This is a genomic window from Desulfatitalea alkaliphila, assembly GCF_022968795.1.
GTDB lineage: Bacteria > Desulfobacterota > Desulfobacteria > Desulfobacterales > Desulfosarcinaceae > Desulfatitalea > Desulfatitalea alkaliphila.
The window spans coordinates 47804-70451 of sequence record NZ_JALJRB010000018.1 but is presented as its reverse complement, the minus strand read 5'-3'; the positions used below and the strand labels follow the sequence as shown (position 1 = coordinate 70451).

Below are 22648 nucleotides of genomic sequence, written 5' to 3'. Positions count from 1 at the left end.
AGGAGGGGTCATGAAAGATTTCAACGGCGAGGTCCTCTTTCTGGACCGTTCCGACATCAATACCGACGAGATCATACCCGCGCGCTACCTGACCGAAATCAGCAAAGAGGCACTGGCGCCCCACTTGTTGGAGGATCTGAGCCTGGAAGAGTTCGATGCCGCCACCGACATCGCCGGTAAACGGGCCGTCGTCAGCCGCGCCAATTTCGGCTGCGGCTCCTCCCGCGAACACGCGCCGTGGGCGCTGGAAGTCAACGGCATCACGGTGGTCATCGCCGCCGGCTTCGCCCGCATCTTCCGCCAGAACATGTTCAACTGCGGCATGCTGGCCATCGAGCTGCCCGAGGCCGAAATCGACCGCCTCTTCAGCCGATTCGCCGGCAAACCCACCCACCTGGAAACCGACTTCGATGCCGGCCGCCTCACCTTCCACAGCGAAGGCGACAGCGAAACCATCCCCTTCACCGTCTCCGACTTCGACCGCGCCCTGGTGCAGGCCGGCGGCTGGGTGGAGTATGCGGATGCACGATATTAGCCATAGCCCTATTGGGCCCTGGCGGGCCCGATAGGGCAGTTTAAAGTTTTAAGTTTTAAGTTTTAAGTTGAAGGAATTCTGGCGGTTAGATATGGTTGGGTTTGTTGGGGTGCCGGCGCAGTGCCCTAATTTCCGGCCGGTTGCGCTCAACAAGCGTATGGAAACCAATAAACGTTCAACAGGGCTTTGATGCGCTTCCTTCGTCAGCACATCCTATTGAACCATTATTGTCTGTGCCCGCAGGGAGGCGGGGGATGCTGTGATGCGTGCAAGCGCTTAGGGACCGATATGGGGTGGGCGCAGGATGTTCAAACCGCACTGTTTGAGCACAGCACCTTTGCAGCCCCCCCTGAGACCACCCTAACCAACTATAATCGATAGCATTCCTTCAACTTAAAACTTAAAACTTAAAACTATCTCTTCCTCAAACTCGTCCGGTCTAGCGTCGGGGGCGTTTTCGGGGGGAGGCTTCGCGCATTTCTTTTAGCTTTTGGAAGCGGTCGTGACCGATGATTTTGCGGACTTCCATGAGGAAGGCCAGGCGGTCGTTGGCCAGGGCGGTGCGGGCCTGTTCCAGTTGCTTGTGCTGCGCGTTGACGGCCGCCTCGTCCAGGTCGCGCCTTTCGAGCAGGGCCTGCAATTTAGCCTGTTCGGCTTCCACGCGGCTCTTGGCGTCGATCATTTTCAAGCGCGCTTTTTCGAAGGCGCGATCCAACTGTTGGATCTCTTTGTCGGTCAACGCCAGGGCGGCTGCGGTGTCCGCCGAACGCCACCACAGGCCCCGGGCGCTGTCCTGGGCCGGCACCGTGCCGGCGACACCCAGTACCATGGCCAATACCATCGTCAATGCGCACAATCGTTTGAACATTGCATCCCCCTCTTACGTCAACAGGTCCTCATCATCATCGATGGCGGGCACCACCCAATCGAAAAAATCATCCGCCGCATCCAGGTCCACGGGCACAGCAGGCGCACCCGGGGAGGCCAACCCCTGGTAGGAGGCCGGCAACGCATTGGCCACCAATTGATCCACGACCTGAAAGAATTGTTCGTCGTCGACGGCCGCCACGGTCGGCCCTTCGGGCAAGGTTTGCCGGGCCCACCAGGAGGGTCCCCAAACAGCGATGAACAGCGCGCAGACCGCTGCCGCCGCCGTTAGCCACAGCGGGATCCAGCGGCGCCCCCTTTCCCTGCCCACGGATGCGGGCAATCGAAAGGGTCGGCCGGGCGCCGGCGCCAGTTCCCGGGCACGGCGCCCCATGCGGGCCAATCCCGCCTCGGCGTCCGCCAATGCCTGGTGACACCGGGCACACTGTTCCAGATGTTGCCGCCGGACCGGCGGCAGGTCGGCACGGTCGACCACTGCCAGGAGCAACTCTTCGTGGTTCAGATGGGTATCTTCCGGTTTCATATTTTTCATGGGACCTCCCAAAACGCCTCTCCATCCCCCGCCGCCGCTTTCACCTTGCGCAAGGCGCGGTAGAGGTGGGTTTTGACGGTACTCTCGTTCTTACCCATGGCGGCGGTCATTTCCTTGATGCTCAGTTCGTCGAAGAAACGCAGCATGAACGCTTCTTTTTCCTTGCGTGACAGACTTTCCATCAGTTGCGCCATGCGTTCCCGGAAAGCATGCGCTTCCAGCCGCTCCGGCGCCTCGGGCGCATCCGCCGTGGCTTCGGTTTCCCTGAAATCGTCCGAGGCCGTGGAGACAAAACCGATCAGCGACTTGACCCGCTGCGAACGATGGTGGTCCCGGACCCGATTGAGGGCGATCCGATAGAGCCAACTGCGGAACAGGGCGGGCGCTTCGAGCCGGCCGATGTGTTTGTAAGCCCTCAAGAACACATCCTGGGTCAGATCCTCCGCATCCATCCGGGATCTTGTCCGGTAGTGGATCATGCGCAAGATCTGCGGCTGGTAATGATCCACCAAGCGGTGAAACGCCTGCCGATCCCCGTTGCGGGCCTGCATCACCAGCGGCGCGGGATCGAACCCGTCCTTGTTGGCGCCCTTGTTGTCCGCTGCGTCCGTCCGGCCCATCCCGCATATCCGCCTTGGCTGTTCATCACCTGAAGATACCTGGAGTCACCTTTTCCGGTAATAAGGCGCATTTGTCAAGTTCGGGGGAGCCGGATCCACAGTGTAAACCTTCCGATGGCACCCTTCGCGACGACTTCGTTTTATATGACGAGCGGCGGCAACGGTTTGTTTACGGATGATGCACGCAAGGAAGTCGGCGGCATGGAAACGGCGACCGCCGGTGGGTGGTCGTGGGTGAGTTGGCGTTGTGCAGGGGATGTGGTGAAAGATGGGGCGGCGGATCATGCGGAACGAAGGGAGTGCCGCCGGAGCGGCACTCCCGTCCTATGCGATCGGGCGGCAGTGTTTCATGGCGCTGCCGAACCGTTGCCGGTTTTGGTATTGGTACGAACACCGGTTCAAGCCACTTTGCGCTCCTGCAGAATGCGTCCACGGGTGCTGACCACCACCTGGTGAAACGGTATGGTTGCCTGGGCCGCATCCAAGGCCTTTTGGATGATGCGGGGCAATCCTTCGCAGCAGGGCACTTCCATCACCACTGCGGTGATCCGTTTGATGCCGGCGGTTTTGAAGATGTCGGTGAACTTCTCCACGTAGGCTTGGGCGTTGTCCAGCTTGGGACATCCCAACATGACCGTCCGGCCCTGCAGAAAGTCCTGGTGGAAGGTGGGAAAGGCCACGGGTACGCAGTCGGCCGCCACCAACAGATCGGCGCCCTTCAAAAAAGGCGCGTTGGGGGGAACGAGGTGGATCTGCACCGGCCAGTGGGACAAGGCCGATTCACCGCCCGCCGGCCGTTGCACCGGCGGATTGGCCTGCGCACAGGGAGAAAAACTTTGAATTTGGGTGGAAGGGCAACCGCAGGCCATTTTTGACGGCGCCGCTTGTTCGCTCTCAACAGATTTCAAATGGGCCTCCACCGCCTCCTCGTCAAAGGGTGCCGCCTCCCGTTCGATGATTTTCAAGGCATCCTGGGGACACTCGCCGATACACGCGCCCAAACCGTCGCACAAATTATCGGAAAGCACTTTGGCCTTGCCGTCCACGATGGCCAGGGCACCTTCGGCGCAACCGATGACGCAGTTGCCGCAGCCGTCACATTTTTCTTCGTCGATCTGGATGATTTTGCGCTTGATTTTCATTTGGGACTCCTGTTCTCCGGCGGAGCCGGACGTGTTCCATTCAAATTTGCAGCCGAGGTCGGAATTGTTTGCATTTGCGCCGTGCACCTTTGGCGATCTGCTTCCTGACCGTTGGACTAATTGATGCTTTTGGCGCTCAGTTCCTGGAAGTACTTTTTGGCCTGCGCCGTTTGCAGGGCGTCCGTGGTGGCGGCCGCGGTTTCAGCGGCCTGCCGGGCCGATTGTTTTTGGGTCTCTTCCCAGTCGGCGATGGCGGCCGCATCGGCAACGATAGCGGGATTTCCGTCACCGTTACGGCGTCGGCCGCGGGCCGCCGCGATCAGTTCCGCCACCTTGTCCACCAGGGGCTCAGGGGCCCGCAAATCGGCCAATATGTCGCGTGCCACGGGGAGATCGCCGTCGGCGCCGGGATCGGCATCCAGATCGTACAGGAAGGCGGCGATCAGCACCGGGGCCAGATGGCCGCCTTCCGCGGGGCAGATCTTTTCCGCGTGGTAGGCGCGCCGCCCGGCACGGCCGATCCGCTTGAAATCCGCCTTCAGGTGCCGTTTGACGGCCACCGCCACCCGGTCCTTGAGCAGATTTTCCTGCTGGGCCACCAACTCCGGCGGCAGATCCCCCAGACATTGCTCGGCAAAGGGGCAGTACGCAGCGCAACCGAAATCCATTTTGGGATTGATGAAGCGATGGCCGCAGTTGCCGCATTTGCGGGTGGTGTCATCCTTGAAGAATTCCACCGCGCGGCCGCATTCGGGGCATTGGGCTTCGAAAATCGCATTCTGGGTCCAGAACTGGGTATCTTGTCCGGGGCATTTCATCGGTCACCTCCGTTTTGGCAACACTGTTTTGCGTTTTACGCTTGCTTCGCCGATTTGGGCAGAAGGTCATGATCGCTTGGTTTCGCGGAAATCAGGGCAAGCATGCATCAAGACATTTTCCGGATGGCAACATGCGGTTGAAGTACATGGCCTCTTGCACACATGGGCGAAGTCGCGCCGGTTCAACCGGCGGCAAGGGGGCCGGAAGATCTCTCCCTTGCCGCCGGGCATTTTTCACTTATCCCAATATGGCCTTCAAATCCTGCTCCGGTGTCGAGATGGGCATGATGTTGAAGTTCTCCACCAGCACGTTGAGCACATTGGGCGTGATGAAGGCCGGCAGACTGGGCCCCAGGCGGATGTCCTTGATCCCCAGGTGGAGCAGGGTCAGCAGGATGGCGACAGCCTTCTGCTCGTACCAGGACAGAATCATGGAAAGGGGCAAGTCGTTAACGCCGCACTCGAACGCCTCGGCCAGGGCCACGGCGATTTTGACCGCCGAGTAGGCATCGTTGCACTGCCCGATGTCCAGCAGGCGCGGAATGCCGCCGATGTCGCCAAGATCCTTGTCAAAGAAACGAAACTTGCCGCAGGCCAGGGTCAGCACGACACAATCCGTTGGGATCTGCTCCACCAATCGAGTGTAGTAATCCCGTCCCGGCTTGGCGCCGTCACAGCCGCCCACCAGGAAAAAGTGGCGGATGGCCTTGTTCTTGACCGCCTCGATCACCTGCCCGGCCACGCCCAACACGGCATTGCGCCCGAATCCCACCATGACACTCTTGCCGGGGTCGTCGTCGCTGAACCCTTCCATGGCCAGCGATTTTTCGATGGCCGGGGCGAAATCCTTGTCGGCGATGTGCCGCACGCCGGGCCATCCCACCAGGCCGGTGGTGAAGATGTTGTCGCTGTAACTCTCCTGGGGCTTCTGGATGCAGTTGGTGGTCATGACGATGGCCCCCGGAAACTTGGCGAACTCCTTGGCCTGGTTCTGCCAGGCAGTGCCGTAGTGGCCGTAGAAATGGTCATGCTTCTTGAGCCCGGGATAGCCGTGGGTGGGCAGCATTTCACCGTGGGTGTAAACGTAAATGCCCTTGCCGGCCGTTTGCTGCAGAATCATCTCCAAGTCCTTCAGGTCATGACCCGAGACCAGCAGCGCCTTGCCTTTCTTGTGTCCCAGGGGCACGGCCGTGGGCACCGGGTGGCCGTATGTGCCTGTGTTGCCGGCATCCAGCAACTCCATGGCCCGCAGGTTGATTTCACCGCACTTGAGCGCCAACCCCACCAGATCGTTAACCTCCAGCGCATCGTTCAAAGTGGCGGCCATGCCTTCATAGATGAACTGGTACACTGCATCGTCTTCCTGGCCGAGAATGCGCGCGTGGTCGGCGTAGGCGGCCACACCCTTGATGCCGTACACCAGCAATTCCCGCAAAGCGCGAACGTCGGGATCGAGGGCATCGGCCGGCGGAACGCCCACCTGCTCGCCCTGGGTCACCATCGCCTGGCGGTCGGCGCCCGGCACATAGGCGGCCGGCCCCACCGACGGTACCCGCCCGCCGGCAGCCTGCACCTTGTCCTTCAAGCCGTCCCGCAAGCGAACCCCTTCGCGCACCAGTTCCACAAAGCGGTCCGGATCGAAATCCACGTTGGTGAGGGTCGAAAAAATCGCCTCGCAGATGTAGTGATCGGTTTCGGGATCCTTGATCCCGGCCTGGCGGGCGGCCAGGGCCACCTGGGACAACCCCTTGGTCACGAAAATCAAAAGATCCTGCAAGGCGGCCGTGTCGGGTTGCTTGCCGCATACGCCGATCTTGGTGCACCCTTCGCCCTTTGCCGTCTGTTCGCATTGAAAACAAAACATGGTCTGCCTCCTTCATTTATGTGGATGATTCAGTTGCGTTGCGCCAACCTTTTACCCGCTCGATTTACCGCCACCCTACCCCGTCCCCCAACCAAACACCTTGACCTAAGTCAAAACCCCCCATTTTTTTGCGGTGATGCACAAAACCCAAGTTGGGGCTTGCCCCGTTGGAAATCGAAATCGCTAGCGGGATCGGGATCGAAATCGATTACGCTTCTTTTTGCGCCGCGTTTCGATTTCGATTGCAATACCGATTTCGACTTCGATGGACCCAAACACCACCACCCCCTCCAACCCACCAAATCTAATCGACAGCATACCTTCAACTTAAAACTTAACACTTAACACTTAAAACTCTTATCAACCCCGATGCTCCAATCACCTCCATTGTCAAATCAACCCCACAACACCCGACGCAACCAACAAATACAAAAACTTGACTTCCCGCCGACAATCGATCAAAAGAAGGCCATGACCACCATCGACGCCATCATCGCCGACAGCGCCCTGTTCAAGGGCTTGAGCCCGGCGCAGCAGGCCCGTATTCGCGCCATCGCACGCACCGTGGATTTTGACCGCGGCGCCCCCATCTTTCATGAGGGAGAGGCGGGCACGGGGTTTTACATCGTGGTCCAAGGCACGGTGAAGATTTTCAAAACCTCGGCCGAGGGCAAAGAGCAGATCCTGCATATTTACGGCCCCGGCCAGCCCTTCGGAGAGGTGCCGGTCTTCGCCGGGCAGCACTATCCGGCCAACGCATTGGCGGTGGAGAAGAGCCGCCTGCTCTTCATTGCGCGCCGGGACTTCATCGACCTGATCACGGCCCACCCTTCCTTGGCGCTCAATATGTTGGCGGTGCTGAGCATGCGGCTGCGCCAGTTCACGGTGCAGGTGGAGAATCTGTCCTTGAAAGAGGTGCCGGGACGCCTGGCCTCCTATTTGATCTATCTGGCCGAGGAGCAAGACAACCCCGACAGCGTGCGCTTGCCGGTGTCCAAGGGGCAGTTGGCCAGTCTGCTGGGCACCATTCCGGAAACGCTGTCACGCATCTTCAACAAGATGTCGGCCCAAGGGTATATCGAGGTGCAGGGAGCGGAAATTGTGCTGCGGGATCATCAGGCGCTGGAGGAGCTGGCCGAAACCGGCCGTCTGGTTGCCTGAGGTGGTGGTGGTTTCGTTTGCGAGCGGTGCGAGCGGCTTCCGCTTTGCTGAAAGCGCACCGACCGGTGCGCCGGGAAGCCGCTTGCCGTATGCCGCCGCTACCGCAGGGCCGTCAACTCCTTGCTCAACAGCCGGATGTGCCCCATCTCCTCTTTGATCACATCATCCAAACGTTCGCGACCCATCTCCGGAGGCACCGCTTCGCGCATGCCCAGGTAAAAGACGATGGAATCCTTCTCGGCCGTGATGGCATCCTTGAGAATCGCCTCCATGGAGGAGGTGTCGATCTGCTTCTGGAAAAAGACCCGCGTATCGGCCAGTGCCCGCAGGTACTGTGCGGCTTCGCCGTCGGGATCGAAAACAGTGGCGGATTTTTCGGCCTCCTTGAGCTGATCGCGCATGGCGGCGAAGGTCTTTTCGTGGTCGTCTTCCATGGCCGCCAGCTCCAACAGCAGCTTGCGGTGGGCCTCATCTTTCATCGCCTCGGCGGCCGTGCGGTAAAATTCGGCCCCGTTGCGCTCCAACTGCAGGGCGATCTCGAAAATGTCGTCGGCGTTGAAATCATACATCATCTGAATGTGTTCCTTTCTGTGAATCCTTTGATATTTTTGATCCGTTTTACATATGGAAACGTCATGCGGCCTATTGGCCTTTCATCCGGCACTCCTTGTCCCACTCGGGGCAGGCTTCTTCCCGCGGTTTGGTATATTTGATCATGCACTCGCCGCACTCCAGTTCGATATTGGGCAAGTCACCATACTTTTTCTTGAGTTCTTCCGGAGTCAGATGGGTGGCGAAACTACAGCCGCACTGGGGGCAGGACGATTCGATACGATAGCGTTTTGCACTCATGCACGCCTCCTTGTTTGGGGTTTTCCGAAATGGGTTCGGGCCGGGCCGTTGGATCGGGATTGCAACCGATCCCGTCAGCCCAGCAATCGATTCAAAGTCTCCTCGGGCAACAGCTTTTCGGCCGCGGCCACCTGACGCACCGTCCGGCCGGATTCGTAGGCCCGTTTGGCCAGCTCCGCGGCCCGGTCATAGCCGATGTGGGGCACCAGGGCCGTGGCCAGGGCCAGGCTCTGTTCGATATAGCCCTCGCAACGCTGCCGATCGGCCGCCAGATGCCGTACGCACTTGTCGGCCAGCAGCCGCGCGGCGCCCGCCAGCAGTTCCACGGATTGAAGCAGGTTGTGGGCCACCAGGGGCAGGGTCACATTCAACTCGAAATTACCCGATTGTCCCGCCAGGGCGATGGCCGTATCGTTGCCCATCACCTGGTAGGCCACCTGGATCACCGCCTCGGGAATCACCGGGTTGACTTTGCCGGGCATGATGGACGACCCGGGCTGCAATGCCGGCAGCTGCAGCTCCCCGATGCCGCAGCGTGGGCCGGAACCCATCCAGCGAATGTCGTTGGCGATTTTGATCAGGCTGACGGCCACCGTTTTAACCGCGCCGCTGGTTTCCACCGCCGCGTCACGGGCGGCCTGGGCTTCGAAGCGGTTAGCGGCTTCCTTGAAAACGATGCCGGTCTCGCTGGAAAGGGCCGCGATGGTGCGGGCGGCGAATTCGGGATGGGTGTTGAGCCCATTGCCCACGGCGGTGCCCCCCAGGGCCAGTTCGGTCAACCGCGGCAGCACCCCCTCCACCCGGCGCCCACCCAGCTCGATCTGGCGCACGAAGGCCGAGAAGGCCTCACCCAAGGTCATGGGTACCGCATCCTGCAGATGGGTACGCCCGATCTTGCGGATGGCGGCGAAAGCGTCCCGCTTCTCCGCCAGCGCCGATTGAAGATGGGTCAATGCGGGCAACAGTGCATTGTGGATCGCCATCACCGCCGCCACGTGCAGGGCTGACGGAATCAGGTCGTTGCTCGATTGCCCCAGGTTCACATGGTCGTTGGGATGCACAGGGGCGCGCCCGCCCCGCCGGCCGGTGAGGATTTCGTTGGCCCGGCCGGCCAACACCTCGTTCATGTTCATGTTGGTGGAGGTGCCCGATCCGGTCTGGAACAGATCCACCACGAACTGGTCGTCCCATCGACCCGCCGCCACCTCATGGGCCGCTTGCACAATGGCTCGGGCCGATTGGTCGGGCAGCAAGCCCAGGGCGAGATTGGTTTCGGCGGCCAGGCGCTTGATCAGCGCCAAGGCGCGGATCAAGGCCAAGGGCGGCTTCAAACCACTTTGCATGAAGTTGTCCACCGCCCTTTGGGTCTGTGAACCGTAATAGGCATCCGCGGGCACCCGGACCGTGCCCATGCTGTCTTGTTCTTCACGGTACGATTGCGAATCGGTGTCTACGGTCATTGCTCCATCCACCCTTCAACCATGCGGCAAGATAGCATAAGCGGCGTGCGGAAACCAGGGAATTTGCCTTGCTCCGGTGTTCAAGGCCGCGGCGGCATCCGTTCGATGCTGTCCCGCAACTGGGCGATCTCGATACCCAATCCGACACACTGTTTGCCGGTCAGGCACAGCTCGGCATCCCCGTCTTCCAGGTAGGTTTTCAACTCGTGGTTGTCCTTTTTCAAATCCACCACCCAACGTCCTTGGTCATTGTCGTAGTCCACATCCACGTCGATGCCGCACTCACCGATATCGGGATATATGTCTCTGATTTTTTGGCACAGCTCCTCTTTCGATATCATGGTCGTCCTCCTTCGTTATGGGGGTCAACGGTCATTGACCACCACAATAATCACGATTGCTCCCGACGAAAGCCCCGCGCGCCACTTTACCGCTTCCACCACCACAGCCGACGCGCCGACGGGGGACACACGGAACCATTATGGCCCTTAATAGTGCCCTTTGCTTTGACAACAACCGTAGAATCCACCTATAGTTTTTAAGAAAACCGCCGATACCATTGAAAACGTTTCAGCGGAGCCGCCATGGGGAAGCAATCCCTTTTCCACAAAATAACCACCCTTTTCAGGGAAGCGCGAGGTCGCATGCAGCGCGGCCAGGTCACCCGCGATGACCTGTTCATCGGCGCAGTGCTCAAACGCAACCAAGTCATCACCGATTTTCAACTGAAACAGGCCCTTGAAAGTCAACAAGAGATCCTCAAGCAACGGGGCCGGGCCGTGCGGCTGGGCCAGGTGATCGTGGATCTGGGGCTGGCCGACGAAGCGGAGATCATCCGCACCATCAACGCCGAATACCAGATAGAGGTCACATCGCTGGCCGATGATATTCGCGAGCTGCTGGCCGGCAAGTACGGGGCCTATTTCGAACGACTGCCCAAGCCGCGGCTGCCCATGTGGGCCAAAATGGCGGCGGCCGTCAGCATCATCATCGTTCTGACCATGTTCACGCTCGGCATGGTGGTATTGAATCAGCAAAAGGATCGGCTCTATGACCAGACGGTTCGCCTGGGCACGGTGAGCATCAACTACTTCGCCAACAACGCGCCCATCCCCCTTCTGGAGGACGATATTCTACGCCTCAACACCCTGATCCGCGAAGCGGCCCGCGTGGAGGGATTGCGCTATGCGCTGATCGTGGGACCGGACAACTTGATCAAGGCCCACACCGACGTGAACCTCATCGGGCTGCCCTTCAAACACTTCGTCGAAGACCCGGTCACCCGGGAGCAGGACGAGGTGATCCACTACCGTTACAACCGCCCGGACGGCGAACGGCTGATCAATTTGTATCGCACCATCCAGTTCAAGGAAAAAGCGCTGGGGCAGGTCCATGTGGGCATCTCCCTGGACTTCATCGAAGCGCTGATCCGCCAGGAAAGGCTTTCCATCCTGCTCTTGACCCTGCTGCTGCTGGTGGTGGGCCTGTCCATCGCCATTTTCTACGGCATCCGCTTCACCCGGCCGGTCTCCCATTTGGTGCGTGCCACCGAAGAGATCGCCATGGGCAACTACCAATATCGGGTGCCCATTCGCCGCAAGGATGAACTGGGCACCTTGGCCGGCGCCTTCAACCGCATGGGCCAGGAGCTGTACAAAAATGCGATGGCCCAGAAGTCCTTCGGCAAGTACGTGGGATCGGAGGTGCTGGATTTGATTCTGGCCAACCCGGAGACCGGATGGCTCAAGGGCACCCGCAACGAGGCCACCATCCTGTTCGGCGACGTGCGCGGCTTTACGGCCTACGCGGCGGACCAACCGCCGGAGCAAGTGGTGGACGCCCTGAACTGCTACTTGGAAATCGCCACCCGGGTGATCATCAAGCATGGCGGGTACATCGACAAGTTCATCGGAGACGCCATCCTGGGGGTGTTCGGCGTCCCGGTGTATCGCCAGGACCATGTGGAGCGCGCCGTACGTGCCGCCGTCGCCCTGCAGGAGGCCCTCCTGCAAGAGAGCCGCAACGGCAACACCCTGCTGGCCGCGGTGGGCATCAGCGTCCATACAGGCGAGGTGTTGGCCGGCAACGTGGGATCCCAAACCAAGATGGAATACACCGTGATCGGCGACAGCGTCAATCTGGCCTCGCGCCTCAATGCCTTTGCTGGTCCGTCGGAAGTGGTTGTCAGCCGCCGGGTGGTGGAAAGTATCGAGCGACTGATCGATGTCCACTCCCTGGGTCCGCAGGCGGTCAAGGGCCGCGCCGATGCCGTGGAAGTGTTCAAGATCCTACGCATCAGGGGATCGCGTCATGAGGCCTGAACGCGACTTGTATCGTTGGGCGGGCGGTCTCTTGCTGTCCTTCTGGTGGGCCTTCGCGCTATCCAGTTGTACGGGCCACTTACTCCCGGTGTCCCCCCCTACCGACCCCGTCCAGACAGCGGAATTTGTCATCGTCACCGTCACCGCCCAAGACACCCTGGCAAGCCTCGCTCAAACCCATCTGGGCCACAGCGACCGGGCCGGCTGGATCGCCGACTACCACCAAATCGATCGGGTGGTGCCGGGTCAGCGGCTGGTGATTCCCAAGATCCCTTTGGCCTTCGGTGGTCTGCGCAGCGACGGATACCAAATCGTCCCGGTCTTGCACTACCCCGACCTTCAAACGGACGGAGCGCAAGGGGACGCCCTTAACGCCGCGGCCTTCGAAGAACAGGTGCGCGTCTTAAGCGAAAAGGGCTATGTCACTGTCTCCCTGGATCGCTTGCACGCCTTTTTCGATCGCGGGGAGCCGCTGCCGCCCAAGGCGGTGGTGATCACATTCGATACCGCTCACACCTGGGTACACGAGGTGGCCTACCCGATTCTGGAACGCCACGGCCACACCGCCGCCCTTTTCGCGCCTGTCGCCCAAATCGGCCACAACGACCGGCTGCAATGGGACGCTTTGGCGCAATTGGCCGACAGTGGCTGGGGCATCGGTGCATCGGGGTTATCCGGCCGTGACCTGACCCGCATCCCCCCGGACACCGCCACCGATGTCTATCTGAAACAATTGGAGGACGAAATTCGCTTGTCGCGGCAAATGCTGGAAGATTACCTGCAACGCCCCTGCCTCGACTTCGCTTACCCCGGCGGCGCCGCCAACGATCTGCTCATCGCCCTGCTCAAGCAGTACGGTTACCGAATCGCCTTTACCCGGCAGGACGGTCCCAACCCATTTTTCGTAGATCCGTTCAAAGTGCACCGCACCACCATCGACCACCAGGGAACATCGGATCGGTTCCTGACGGCGCCGGCCACCTTTCAGGCCATACCGGAGACGCGGCCATGAAGGCCGATCTGCGCCCGACCGCCGGACTGCTGGCGGGCTTGTTGCTGCTCCTGTCCCAAGGGTGCGCCGGGGCGCCGGCCTGGCTGCAAATCCAATCCCGGCCGGCCATGACCACCTCGGCGGAAGCCTACCGTGCCAAAGCCCGGGCCCTGGAATCGGAAGGTGAATGGCGCCGGGCCCTGTTCACCTGGCGGGTGGCCGCTCATTTGGTCACGGAGCAAGATCCCGCCACCACGGAAGCCGTGGCGGACCTGGAACAGCGCATCGCCGACACCGTCAAGACCCGCTATCAGGAAGGCGTGGAGCACTTTCAAAAGGGCGATCATGCCTTGGCGCTGCAATCCTTTCTGGCGGTACTTCACCTGGATCCCGACTATAAAAATGCCCGTTACTACCTGAAGACCCGGCTGCCCAAGGCCGAGCATGCGACCTACCGCGTGCAACGGGGCGACTCCTTCACCAAGATCGCCAACGACATCTACAAGGATGTCAGCAAGGCTTATGTCCTGGCTTACTTCAACGACATGGACCCCCACCGCCCCCTGCTGATCGGCACCCTGCTGGTGCTGCCCCGGCTGGAGACGCAGCAACTGCTGCCCCGCCGGGACCTGCTCACCCTCTTGGATCAAGCCCGGCGTGCCTTGCAGCAAAACCGCTATCATGAAGCGATTGCCATCACCGACCGCATCAACGAACAGAGCCCCGGCAACGTCCAGGCCCAACGCATGGCCGACACGGCCCACTTGGCCATCGCCCGAAGTTTGATCGCGCAAAAAAAATACACGGCGGCCCTGACCCGCTTGCAGCAGGTCAGCGCCGACCACAGCCGGCGCAATCGTACCATCGCCGAAGTCCGGCGCCTTATGTCCCGGGAAACCACCGAACAGCAATTGCACAGCGCTCAGCGCCATCTGGACCGGGGCGAATTCGCCGAAGCCATCGCCATCAGCCGCGGCATTCTCGATGAAGCACCGAACCACCGGGCGGCAAGGGGGATATTCGAGGCGGCCCACTACGGCCTTGGCCGTCGACATCTGGAACTGGGCGACGAGATCGGGGCCATCGAAGCGTTGCGCATGCTGGACAAAAACTACCAGGACACCGCCCAACTGCTCAACCAGGCCCAAGCGCGCCGCAATGCAAGGGCCGAAACCCACTATCGTGAAGGGGTGATGCACTTCCTGCAAGAAGAGCTGGAGATGGCCATCGCCGCCTGGAAAAAATGCCTGACCCTCAACCCCCAACACCCCAAGGCCCGCCAGGACATCGACAACGCCAAGAGACTCCTGGAAAAATGGCAGCGTCTCGGCCAGGAACAATAGAAGCCGCGGGAGGGTGCCTATTTTTTGCTTGCAACGTCACCCCGGCCGAAGATAGATTTACCTGTTTCGGCACCCCGGCCGCGGGCAAGGGTGCCGAAACAGGCACGCCATGACGTTTAATTGTTCGTTTTGATTTGGCAATATCCGGAATTCGAATCGACCATGATCCGACCATGCCGCCTCAAATTTACCGCCCATCGTTCTTGGCGCCGGATACCGGCCCTGGTGCTGATATGGGTCTTGGCCGCCTGCGGCAATCCGCTGGTGCGCAACGACCTGGAAGCCATCCGGGACAGGGGCGAGCTGGTCGTCATCACCCGCAACAATGCCGCTTGTTACTTCGAGACGGCCCACGGTTTTTCGGGTTTCGAATATGAACTGGCCGACGCCTTCGCCACAAGCATAGGCGTAGCCCTGCGCATGGTGGTCATCGAGGACGAAGCCGAAATGGTGGCCACTCTGTTGCGGGGCGATGCCGACATCATCGCCGCCGGCAAATTGTTCGGTCAAGCGGCGGCCCGTATGCTGGCCCTGGGTCCGGGCTACCTGGAGGTCCAAAAGCAGGTCGTCGGCCGTCGCGGCGGGCCCAGCATCTCCGAAACCGGTGATCTGGTGCAGACCTCCATCGGCGTGGCCGGGGACAGTGCCGCCATCGAACGGCTCGGCGCCCTGCGCGCGGATCTTCCGGAGCTGAACTGGGAAACCTTTCCCGACCGCAGCAGCGAAGAGTTGCTCCACATGATCTGGAACCGGGACCTGCCCCTGGCCGTGGTGCAGTCCAACATCTTGAAAATGAACCGCCGCTTTTACCCCGAGTTGGTGGTGCAATTGGAACTGAGCGAACCCCGCAAACTGCGCTGGGCCGTCAAACCCGGTGATCGCTACCTGTTGCATGCCCTGCGGCAGTGGTTTGCACAGGCCGACACCAAGGAATTGTTGGCCGGCCTGATGACCCATTACTATAGCCACCTGGAAGATTTCGATTACGTGGACCTGGCCCGCTACCGGCGGCGCATCCATGAACGGTTGCCCCGTTACCAGGACCATTTCCAGGCCGCCGCCGAGGAGTACGGATTGGACTGGCAACTGGTGGCGGCCCTCTCCTACCAGGAGTCCCACTGGAACCCCGATGCCGTGAGCTTCACCGGTGTGCGCGGCATCATGATGCTGACCCTGGACACGGCCAAGACCCTGGGCTTGCGCAACCGCCTGGATGTGGAGGAGGGCATTTTCGCCGGCACCCGCTACCTGGCCCTTCTGCGCGACCAGATCGGAGATGAGGTGGCCGAGCCGGACCGCACCCTGATGGCCCTGGCGGCCTACAACATCGGCCTCGGCCACCTGCGCGACGCCCGCCGCCTGGCCCGTGAGATCGGCAAGCCGGACTACACCTGGCGCAGCCTGCGGGATGTATTACCGCTGCTGCAGCAACGGCTCTATTACCAGAAGCTGCCCCACGGCTACGCCCGCGGCACCGAAGCGGTGCAGTACGTGGACCGCATCCGCACCTATCACCGCGTTCTGAACATGATCATGGCCACCGAAATGTACACCGCCGGCTGACCCCGAACACCCATCGCGCCATCATCCCTCCCGATCGGCGAACCGCGGCGCGCGCTTTTCGAAATTGGCCGTAGCCGCTTCGATCTGGTTGGCTGTGCCCATCAAGGAGCGTTGCAGCGACGCTTCCAACTGCAAGCCCTCGGCGGCATCGGCATGCCAGGCGGTCTCGAAAAGGCGCTTGGCCGCGGCGATGGCATTGGGATTCTTGGCGGCGTACAGTTCGGCCATTTGGTGTGCCTCGGCCAGCGGATCATCGCTGATGCGGGTGATCAGTCCCAGCTGGGCGGCCTCCACGGCCTCGACGATGCGCCCCGAAAAGGTCAACTCCTTGGCCACGTCGAGGCGTACCAGATCACGCAGTGTCTGGGTGGCCGACATGTCCGGGATGATGCCCCACTTGATCTCCATCACCGAAAGCCGGGTGTCGGGCGCCGCCAACCGGATGTCGGCACCCAAGGCGATCTGCAATCCGCCGCCGAAGGCCACCCCGTGGAGTGCTGCAATCACCGGTACCGGCACCTGCTTCCAGACCATGCCGGGCAACTGCGCATTGTTGGCAATCTGACCCGGCTGGTTGTCCATAAGGCTGAGCCCGCCCGACTGCCCCATCTCGACGAACCCTTGGAAATCGAGACCGGCGCAAAAGCCACGCCCCTCGCCGGAGAGCACCACGGCCCGCACACGGGTATCCTGCGCCAATGCTTGGCCCGCCTCGATGATGGCCTGGAACATGGCCGGGTTGAGGGCGTTGTACTTGTCAGGGCGATTGAGGCGCACGTCGGCGACATGATTCTCGATTGTGATCTTCACCAGTTCAGACATGATTCGTTTCTCCTCGTGTGGTTGTCGGATAGGCTATCGCCGCCCATCATTCCCCAATCCGATAAAGGTGTCAATTAGTGGGCCAGTTTTAAGTTTTAAGTTTAAAGTTTTAAGTTGAAAGAATTCTATATTATCAAACAAACCTAAACCATATCGAACGCACAGAAAATTGTAAGTTGCCAATTGTCGGCGCGTATAGTAGTTTTTTCACTTGAGCCGGTCGACGCTGGACCAAACGCCCACTGCAAAGGATCGCCGCGCCATGCCATCTCTTTTCGACCCTATCACCATCAACGGCTTGCAACTGCCCAATCGCTTCGTCCGATCCGCCACCTACGAGGGTATGGCCGCTCCGGACGGCGACTGTACGCCGCGCCTGACCCGCATGATGCAAGCCTTGGCTGAAGGACAGGTGGGATTGATCATCAGCAGCCATGCCTATGTGCGGCCCGACGGCCAGGCGGGCGTCTGCCAGCTGGGGATCCACCGGGATGAGCAGATCGCGGGTCTGCGGGAAATGACCCGGGCGGTCCACGCAGCGGGCGGCCGCATTGTGGCTCAAATCGCCCATGCCGGTTTTTTTGCCAAGGCCGACTTGATCGGCCAACCGCCCCCGGCCCTGACCGCCGTGCGCAAGTTCGGCAAGGGGCCGCGTCGCAAAATGACGCCGGCCGATATTCAACAGTTGGTGACGGCCTTTGTGGACGCCGGTCGGCGTGCCCGGGAGGCCGGCTTCGACGGCGTGCAGATCCATGCCGCCCACGGCTATCTGCTCTCCCAATCCCTTTCGCCGCTGTTCAACAAACGCACCGATACCTACGGGGGATCCCTGGTGAAGCGGGCCCGCATGCTGCTGGAAGTGGTCGATGGGTTGCGCGCGACCCTCGGCCGGGACTACCCGCTGCTGGTCAAACTCAACTGCGCCGATTTTCTGGACGGCGGGCTGCAACCGGCAAGCGCCCTGCGCGTCGGCCGATGGCTGCAGGACAACGGTATCGACGCCATCGAGGTCAGCGGCGGCACCGTGGTGTCCAAAGGGCTGAGCCCCTCGCGCACCCGTATCAACCGTTCGGACAGAGAGGCCTATTTTCGCACTGCCGCTCAGCAATTCAAACAAACACTTACTATTCCGATTTTGCTGGTGGGGGGCATCCGCTCCCCGCAATCGGCGCAACAACTGCTGGACAACGGGGTGGCCGACGGCTTTGCCATGAGCCGGCCCCTGATCCGCGAACCGCAACTGGTACGGCGTTGGGCCGGCGGCGACCGGCGCAAGGCGACCTGCGTTTCGTGCAACCGCTGTTTCGACGCGGCGCGGTCCGGCGAAGGGGTTCATTGCGTGCTGGAAAGAATGGAAAAAGCCCGCGGCGAGAAAAAATCCGCAAAGAAAGGGTGACCATGCCGAAAACCGTAAGCGCTGCCGAAAGCCTGATGAAAGTGCTGGCCGATACCGGGATCAGCGTCTGCTTCACCAACCCCGGCACCACCGAAATTCACTTGGTGGCCGCCCTGGAAACAGAGACCCGGATCAAAGGCGTGCTCTGCCTGTTCGAAGGCGTCTGTTCCGGCGCGGCGGACGGCTTCGCCCGCATGACCGGCCGACCCGCCGCCACCTTGCTTCATCTGGGGCCGGGGCTGGCCAACGCCATGGCCAACCTGCACAACGCCCGGCGGGCCCGTTCGCCCGTGGTCAATCTGGTGGGGGACCACCCGGCCGCCCATCGACGCAACGATCCGCCCCTGGCCTCGGATATCGCCACCCTGGCCCGACCGGTCTCCGCCTGGGTCAGTGAAGCGACCGATGCCGCCGGCCTGCCCGCCGAATGCCTGGCGGCCGTAAGGGCCGCCCTGAGCCCGCCGGGGCAGGTGGCCACTTTGATCATTCCCACCGACTGCGCCTGGGGCAACGCCGAAGCGCCGGCCGTTGACTGGCAACCACCTGAAATTCCGCCCGCCTCGGACAGCACCGTGGCGACCGCGGCAGGGATGCTGCGCGCCGATGTGCCCACGGCCCTGATGATCGGCGGCAAGGCGCTTCAGCAAGAGGGTCTGCGGCATGCGGCGCGCATCGCCGCACGCACCGGGGCGACCCTGCTGGCACCCACTTTCGACGCCCGCTTCCAACGGGGCGCGGGCATCCCCATGGTGCGGCGCCTGCCCTACTTTCCCGAACGGGTGCAAAAGCGCTTGGCCGGATTCGGCCAATTGATCCTGGTGGGGGTACCGGCGCCCACCGCCTTTTTCGCCTATCCGGACCGTTCGACGGACCTGCTGCCGCCCGGTTGCCGGGTGGCTGCGTTGGCAGCCCCCGAGGAGGACGGCACGGCATCCCTGGCGGCCCTGGCCGATGCACTGGGCGCCGGCGGCGCCACACCCGCCGAGGCGCCGCCCCTTTCACGCCCCGAACTTCCCGAAGGCCCCCTGAGCGCCGAAACCATCGGGGTGGCCATCGGCGCCCTGCTGCCCGAGGGCGCCATCGTCTCCGACGAATCGGGTACCTCCGGCGAGTTCGCCTACCGCGCCACGGGCGGTACCCCACCCCACGACTGGCTCTGTCTCACCGGCGGATCCATCGGCCAGGGTATCCCCCTGGCCACCGGCGCGGCCCTGGCCTGCCCCGACCGCCCGGTGATCTGTTTGCAGGGCGACGGCGGCGCCATGTACACCTTGCAAGCCCTCTGGACCCAGGCCCGCGAACAGCTCAACATCACCACCGTCATCTTCTCCAATCGCAAGTACCAGATTCTCGAAGTGGAGCTGTGGCGCCTGGGGTTCAAGACGCCCGGCGCCCGCACCACCGATTTGATGCGCCTGGGGCGGCCCGAGCCGGATTGGGTCCAACTGTCCCAAGGCATGGGGGTGCCGGCCGTGCGGGTCGAAACCACCGCGGCCTTCATCACCCAGTTCAACAAGGCGTTGGCCGAACCGGGTCCCCACTTGATCGAAGCGGTCATATAAAACGACACCCCACAGCCGGAGCAGTGCCATGCACCTCACCTTCAAAGCGGTCGGTCCCTGGTCGGTCAACAGCTATGTCCTGACCTGCCCCGCCACCGGCCACAGCATTCTCATCGATCCGGGCGGCGAACCCGACACCCTGTCCAAAATGGTGCAGGGCAGCCGTCCCCAAGCTATCCTGATCACCCACGGCCACCCGGACCACATCGGCGCCTTGGCAGAAATGCGCCAACGGCTGAAGGTGCCGGTACTGGCCCACCCCGATAACGCCGGCCGGAGCCCCGTGACCGCCGACCGGCCGCTGGCCGACGGAGAGGGCATCGTGGTGGGCGATCACCGGTTGCGAGTTTATCATGCCCCCGGCCACACCGCCGATCAGGTCTGTTTCGCCGTGGAAAACGATTGTCACGTCATCGTGGGCGACACGATTTTCGAAGGCGGACCGGGCAAAACCTGGTCGCCGGAAGACTTCCGCACCACCCTGACGACACTCAAGACCGTCGTTCTGCCCTGGTCCGACGACACCATCTGCTATCCAGGGCACGGCCCCTTCTTTCGCTTGGGCGACAAGCGGGCCGCAATCGAAGATTTTCTGGAAAGGGATCACGGCGATTTTTACGGAGATGCGGAGTGGGAATGAAGGGCAGTTGTTCTTTTATTTCAACCAAGGAGAAATACACGATGAAGGCGGAACAAATCCAGACGATGGCGATCATCGGCGCCGGCGACATGGGCCACGGCATTGCTGAAATTTGCGCCCTGGCCGGTCTCCAGGTGCACCTGTACGACATCCAGCAGGATTTCGTGGACCGCGGCCGGCAGCGCATCCAGGCAAGCCTGGAAAAACAGGTGGCCAAACAGAAGTTGGCGGCCGATGCGGCAACGGCGGCCATGGCGCGCATCCAGGGCTTCACCGTACTGGCCGATGCGGTCAAGACAGCCGACTTCATGATCGAAGCGGCGCCCGAACGGCTCGATCTGAAGCTTGCCATCTTCAAGGAAGCCGACGCCCACGCCCCGGCAGGCGCCATTCTCGCCTCCAACACCTCCAACATGAGCATCACCGCCATGGCCGCGGCCACCGGTCGACCGGACAAGGTGCTGGGAATTCACTTCTTCAATCCGGTAATGCTGATGCTGCTGGTGGAAGTGATCCGCGGCGAGCGCACCTCGGAAGAGACCATGCAGACGAGCTGCGCACTGATTGAACGACTGAAGAACTTCCGCGGCGCCATGGTACCCGTGCGGGTGGAAAAGGACACCCCCGGCTTCATCTACAACCGCCTGGGGGCCCCCATCGGCCTTTACATGGCCGAACTGTACGAAAAGGGGCTGGTGGTGCCCGAGGCTCTGGACGCCAAGGTGCGATCCATCGGCGCGCCCATGGGACCTTACGAAATCATGGACTTCACCGGGTTGGACGTCAACCTGCACGGCAACGAATACTTCGCCGAAACCCTCTCGCCGGAGTTCGCGCCGCGCAGTTGGATGAAACGCCTGGTGAACGAAGGCCACCTGGGAAAGAAGACGGACAAGGGCATCTACGATTGGCCCGACGGCAACCGCCCCACCATTGATCCGGCCAAGGCCGATCCCGACTTCGACGTCATGGACATCATCTGCCTGCAGGTCAATGAAGGCACCAAGCTGCTGGAAGAGGGCGTGGCGCGCAGCGCCGAAGAGATCGACAAGGCCGTCATCAACGGCGGCGGCGCAGCCTTCGGCCCCTTCGCCCTCGCCAAGGGCATGGGGTGGGAAAAAGTGGCCCGGCAGTGCGAAGCCATCGCCCGGCGCACGGGGATTGAGTGGTTTATGCCCACGGAATCCCTGAAAGAGGGCCGGGTAGAGATAGGGTAGGGGCCCTGGCGGGCCAGTTTTGGGCCCTGGCGGGCCGGTTTAAAGTTTTAAGTTTAAAGTTTTAAGTTGAAGGAATTCTGTCGATTGGATTTGGTGGGTTGGATGGGGTGGTGGGGGTGTTCGGGCCCATCGAAATCGATATCGGGATCGGGATCGGGATCGATAAAAGCGGCGTGAGACGCGGCGGAGGCTTGTATGGATCCACTGCCTGGTCGATGAAGACTGCTGTTTGTTTTTTTTGAGTAAGTTGGATTGACCGGTTGAGTGAAATGGGTTCGATGGGATGGTTATGCGTGAGGGGTTGAACGGTTGGTTGCTGTACCGGATGGAGGGGGTGATGGACCGGATTTACGGTGCGCGCAAGCGGGCCGTGTACGGTGGATTGCCCGGCACCGTGGTGGAGATCGGGGCGGGGGCGGGGGCCAATTTCCGTTATTATGCCCCCGGTACCCGGGTGATCGCCATCGAACCAAACCGGGCCATGCACCCCTATCTGTGGGCGGCGGCGCGGCGGCGGGGTATCGATCTGGAGATCCGTTCCATTCCGGGCGAGGCGTCCGACCTGCCCGATAACAGCGTGGCCGCCGTGGTCGGCACCTTGGTGTTGTGCACCGTGGCCGACCCGCAACAGGTGGTGGCCCGGATTCAGCGCATGCTGGCGCCGGGCGGACGTTATATCTTCCTGGAACATGTGGCCGCCCTTCCGGGTACACCCCTGCGGGGCCTGCAGGAGTGGATGCAGCGGGGCTGGCGCTGGTGTTTCGACGGCTGCCACCTCAATCGTGACACGCAGCACATCATCCAGGCGGCCGGTTTTGCGCGGGTGGACATGGATTGCTTCGTGATGCGATCCCGCTGGATGCCCTTTGCCCCCCACATCTTCGGGGTGGCGGAAAAGTAAACACCATCGAGGAGGAAATC

The 22648-nt window shown here is 61.5% G+C and carries 22 protein-coding genes; 11 read left to right on the top strand and 11 right to left on the bottom strand.

Annotated features, from left to right (window positions below; all coding sequences use genetic code 11):
- The first annotated feature begins 10 nt into the window (after nucleotides 1-10).
- Nucleotides 11-535: a 3-isopropylmalate dehydratase small subunit gene (locus tag MRX98_RS14995; protein WP_246911233.1), complete on the top strand. Its 525-nt coding sequence runs from the start codon at nucleotides 11-13 to the stop codon at nucleotides 533-535.
- Between the two features lie 439 nt (nucleotides 536-974).
- On the opposite strand, the gene MRX98_RS14990 is transcribed toward MRX98_RS14995, so the two are convergent.
- The 6 genes from MRX98_RS14990 to hcp all read right to left on the bottom strand — a co-directional run bounded on the left by MRX98_RS14990 (nucleotide 975) and on the right by hcp (nucleotide 6399).
- Nucleotides 975-1403 (bottom strand): periplasmic heavy metal sensor, encoded by a 429-nt coding sequence (locus tag MRX98_RS14990; protein WP_246911230.1) that lies wholly within the window; start codon nucleotides 1401-1403, stop codon nucleotides 975-977.
- A 12-nt stretch (nucleotides 1404-1415) separates the two neighbouring features.
- Nucleotides 1416-1955, bottom strand: coding sequence for an anti-sigma factor (locus MRX98_RS14985; RefSeq protein ID WP_246911214.1), 540 nt, complete (start codon nucleotides 1953-1955; stop codon nucleotides 1416-1418).
- Complete coding sequence (locus MRX98_RS14980) at nucleotides 1952-2575, bottom strand: RNA polymerase sigma factor (protein WP_246911213.1); 624 nt, start codon at nucleotides 2573-2575, stop codon at nucleotides 1952-1954. The genes MRX98_RS14985 and MRX98_RS14980 overlap by 4 nt, the downstream gene beginning before the upstream one ends.
- Before the next feature lie 398 nt (nucleotides 2576-2973).
- Nucleotides 2974-3717, bottom strand: a complete 744-nt coding sequence (locus MRX98_RS14975; protein WP_246911212.1) for an ATP-binding protein — start codon at nucleotides 3715-3717, stop codon at nucleotides 2974-2976.
- 116 nt (nucleotides 3718-3833) lie between these two features.
- A complete protein-coding gene (locus MRX98_RS14970; RefSeq protein ID WP_246911211.1) occupies nucleotides 3834-4535 on the bottom strand; it encodes a phosphohydrolase in 702 nt (233 codons plus the stop codon).
- A 238-nt stretch (nucleotides 4536-4773) separates the two neighbouring features.
- A complete protein-coding gene (gene hcp / locus MRX98_RS14965; RefSeq protein ID WP_246911209.1) occupies nucleotides 4774-6399 on the bottom strand; it encodes a hydroxylamine reductase in 1626 nt (541 codons plus the stop codon).
- A 471-nt stretch (nucleotides 6400-6870) separates the two neighbouring features.
- Here hcp and MRX98_RS14960 point away from each other — a divergent pair, with 471 nt between their 5' ends.
- Entirely contained in the window at nucleotides 6871-7560 is a 690-nt protein-coding gene (locus MRX98_RS14960) for a Crp/Fnr family transcriptional regulator (RefSeq protein WP_246911206.1), read from the top strand.
- A 98-nt stretch (nucleotides 7561-7658) separates the two neighbouring features.
- Here MRX98_RS14960 and MRX98_RS14955 read toward each other — a convergent pair whose 3' ends face one another.
- The 4 genes from MRX98_RS14955 to MRX98_RS14940 all read right to left on the bottom strand — a co-directional run bounded on the left by MRX98_RS14955 (nucleotide 7659) and on the right by MRX98_RS14940 (nucleotide 10213).
- Nucleotides 7659-8132 (bottom strand): ferritin-like domain-containing protein, encoded by a 474-nt coding sequence (locus MRX98_RS14955; RefSeq protein ID WP_246911205.1) that lies wholly within the window; start codon nucleotides 8130-8132, stop codon nucleotides 7659-7661.
- Between the two features lie 70 nt (nucleotides 8133-8202).
- A complete protein-coding gene (locus tag MRX98_RS14950; protein ID WP_246911204.1) occupies nucleotides 8203-8412 on the bottom strand; it encodes a hypothetical protein in 210 nt (69 codons plus the stop codon).
- Nucleotides 8413-8486: 74 nt separating this feature from the next.
- Complete coding sequence (locus tag MRX98_RS14945; protein ID WP_246911203.1) at nucleotides 8487-9872, bottom strand: class II fumarate hydratase; 1386 nt, start codon at nucleotides 9870-9872, stop codon at nucleotides 8487-8489.
- An 80-nt stretch (nucleotides 9873-9952) separates the two neighbouring features.
- A complete protein-coding gene (locus tag MRX98_RS14940) occupies nucleotides 9953-10213 on the bottom strand; it encodes a hypothetical protein (RefSeq protein WP_246911201.1) in 261 nt (86 codons plus the stop codon).
- A 243-nt stretch (nucleotides 10214-10456) separates the two neighbouring features.
- On the opposite strand from MRX98_RS14940, the gene MRX98_RS14935 reads away from it, so the two are divergent.
- The 4 genes from MRX98_RS14935 to mltF all read left to right on the top strand — a co-directional run bounded on the left by MRX98_RS14935 (nucleotide 10457) and on the right by mltF (nucleotide 16090).
- Entirely contained in the window at nucleotides 10457-12193 is a 1737-nt protein-coding gene (locus MRX98_RS14935) for an adenylate/guanylate cyclase domain-containing protein (protein ID WP_246911200.1), read from the top strand.
- Nucleotides 12183-13205 carry a polysaccharide deacetylase family protein gene (locus MRX98_RS14930; protein ID WP_246911199.1) on the top strand — a complete coding sequence of 341 codons (1023 nt, stop codon included), beginning with the start codon at nucleotides 12183-12185 and terminating at the stop codon, nucleotides 13203-13205. The genes MRX98_RS14935 and MRX98_RS14930 overlap by 11 nt, the downstream gene beginning before the upstream one ends.
- Nucleotides 13202-14527, top strand: coding sequence for a tetratricopeptide repeat protein (locus tag MRX98_RS14925; protein ID WP_246911198.1), 1326 nt, complete (start codon nucleotides 13202-13204; stop codon nucleotides 14525-14527). Before MRX98_RS14930 ends, MRX98_RS14925 begins: the two co-directional genes overlap by 4 nt.
- A 162-nt stretch (nucleotides 14528-14689) precedes the next feature.
- Complete coding sequence (gene mltF, locus MRX98_RS14920; RefSeq protein ID WP_246911196.1) at nucleotides 14690-16090, top strand: membrane-bound lytic murein transglycosylase MltF; 1401 nt, start codon at nucleotides 14690-14692, stop codon at nucleotides 16088-16090.
- Between the two features lie 21 nt (nucleotides 16091-16111).
- On the opposite strand, the gene MRX98_RS14915 is transcribed toward mltF, so the two are convergent.
- A complete protein-coding gene (locus MRX98_RS14915; protein WP_246911194.1) occupies nucleotides 16112-16912 on the bottom strand; it encodes a crotonase/enoyl-CoA hydratase family protein in 801 nt (266 codons plus the stop codon).
- Nucleotides 16913-17174: 262 nt separating this feature from the next.
- On the opposite strand from MRX98_RS14915, the gene MRX98_RS14910 reads away from it, so the two are divergent.
- The 5 genes from MRX98_RS14910 to MRX98_RS14890 all read left to right on the top strand — a co-directional run bounded on the left by MRX98_RS14910 (nucleotide 17175) and on the right by MRX98_RS14890 (nucleotide 22628).
- A complete protein-coding gene (locus tag MRX98_RS14910) occupies nucleotides 17175-18308 on the top strand; it encodes an NADH:flavin oxidoreductase (RefSeq protein WP_246911192.1) in 1134 nt (377 codons plus the stop codon).
- 2 nt (nucleotides 18309-18310) lie between these two features.
- A complete protein-coding gene (locus MRX98_RS14905; RefSeq protein WP_246911191.1) occupies nucleotides 18311-19870 on the top strand; it encodes an acetolactate synthase large subunit in 1560 nt (519 codons plus the stop codon).
- A 28-nt stretch (nucleotides 19871-19898) separates the two neighbouring features.
- Complete coding sequence (locus tag MRX98_RS14900) at nucleotides 19899-20510, top strand: MBL fold metallo-hydrolase (RefSeq protein WP_246911189.1); 612 nt, start codon at nucleotides 19899-19901, stop codon at nucleotides 20508-20510.
- Between the two features lie 41 nt (nucleotides 20511-20551).
- Nucleotides 20552-21727: a 3-hydroxyacyl-CoA dehydrogenase gene (locus tag MRX98_RS14895; protein WP_246911187.1), complete on the top strand. Its 1176-nt coding sequence runs from the start codon at nucleotides 20552-20554 to the stop codon at nucleotides 21725-21727.
- 283 nt (nucleotides 21728-22010) lie between these two features.
- Nucleotides 22011-22628 carry a class I SAM-dependent methyltransferase gene (locus MRX98_RS14890; RefSeq protein ID WP_246911185.1) on the top strand — a complete coding sequence of 206 codons (618 nt, stop codon included), beginning with the start codon at nucleotides 22011-22013 and terminating at the stop codon, nucleotides 22626-22628.
- The last annotated feature ends 20 nt before the right edge of the window (nucleotides 22629-22648 follow it).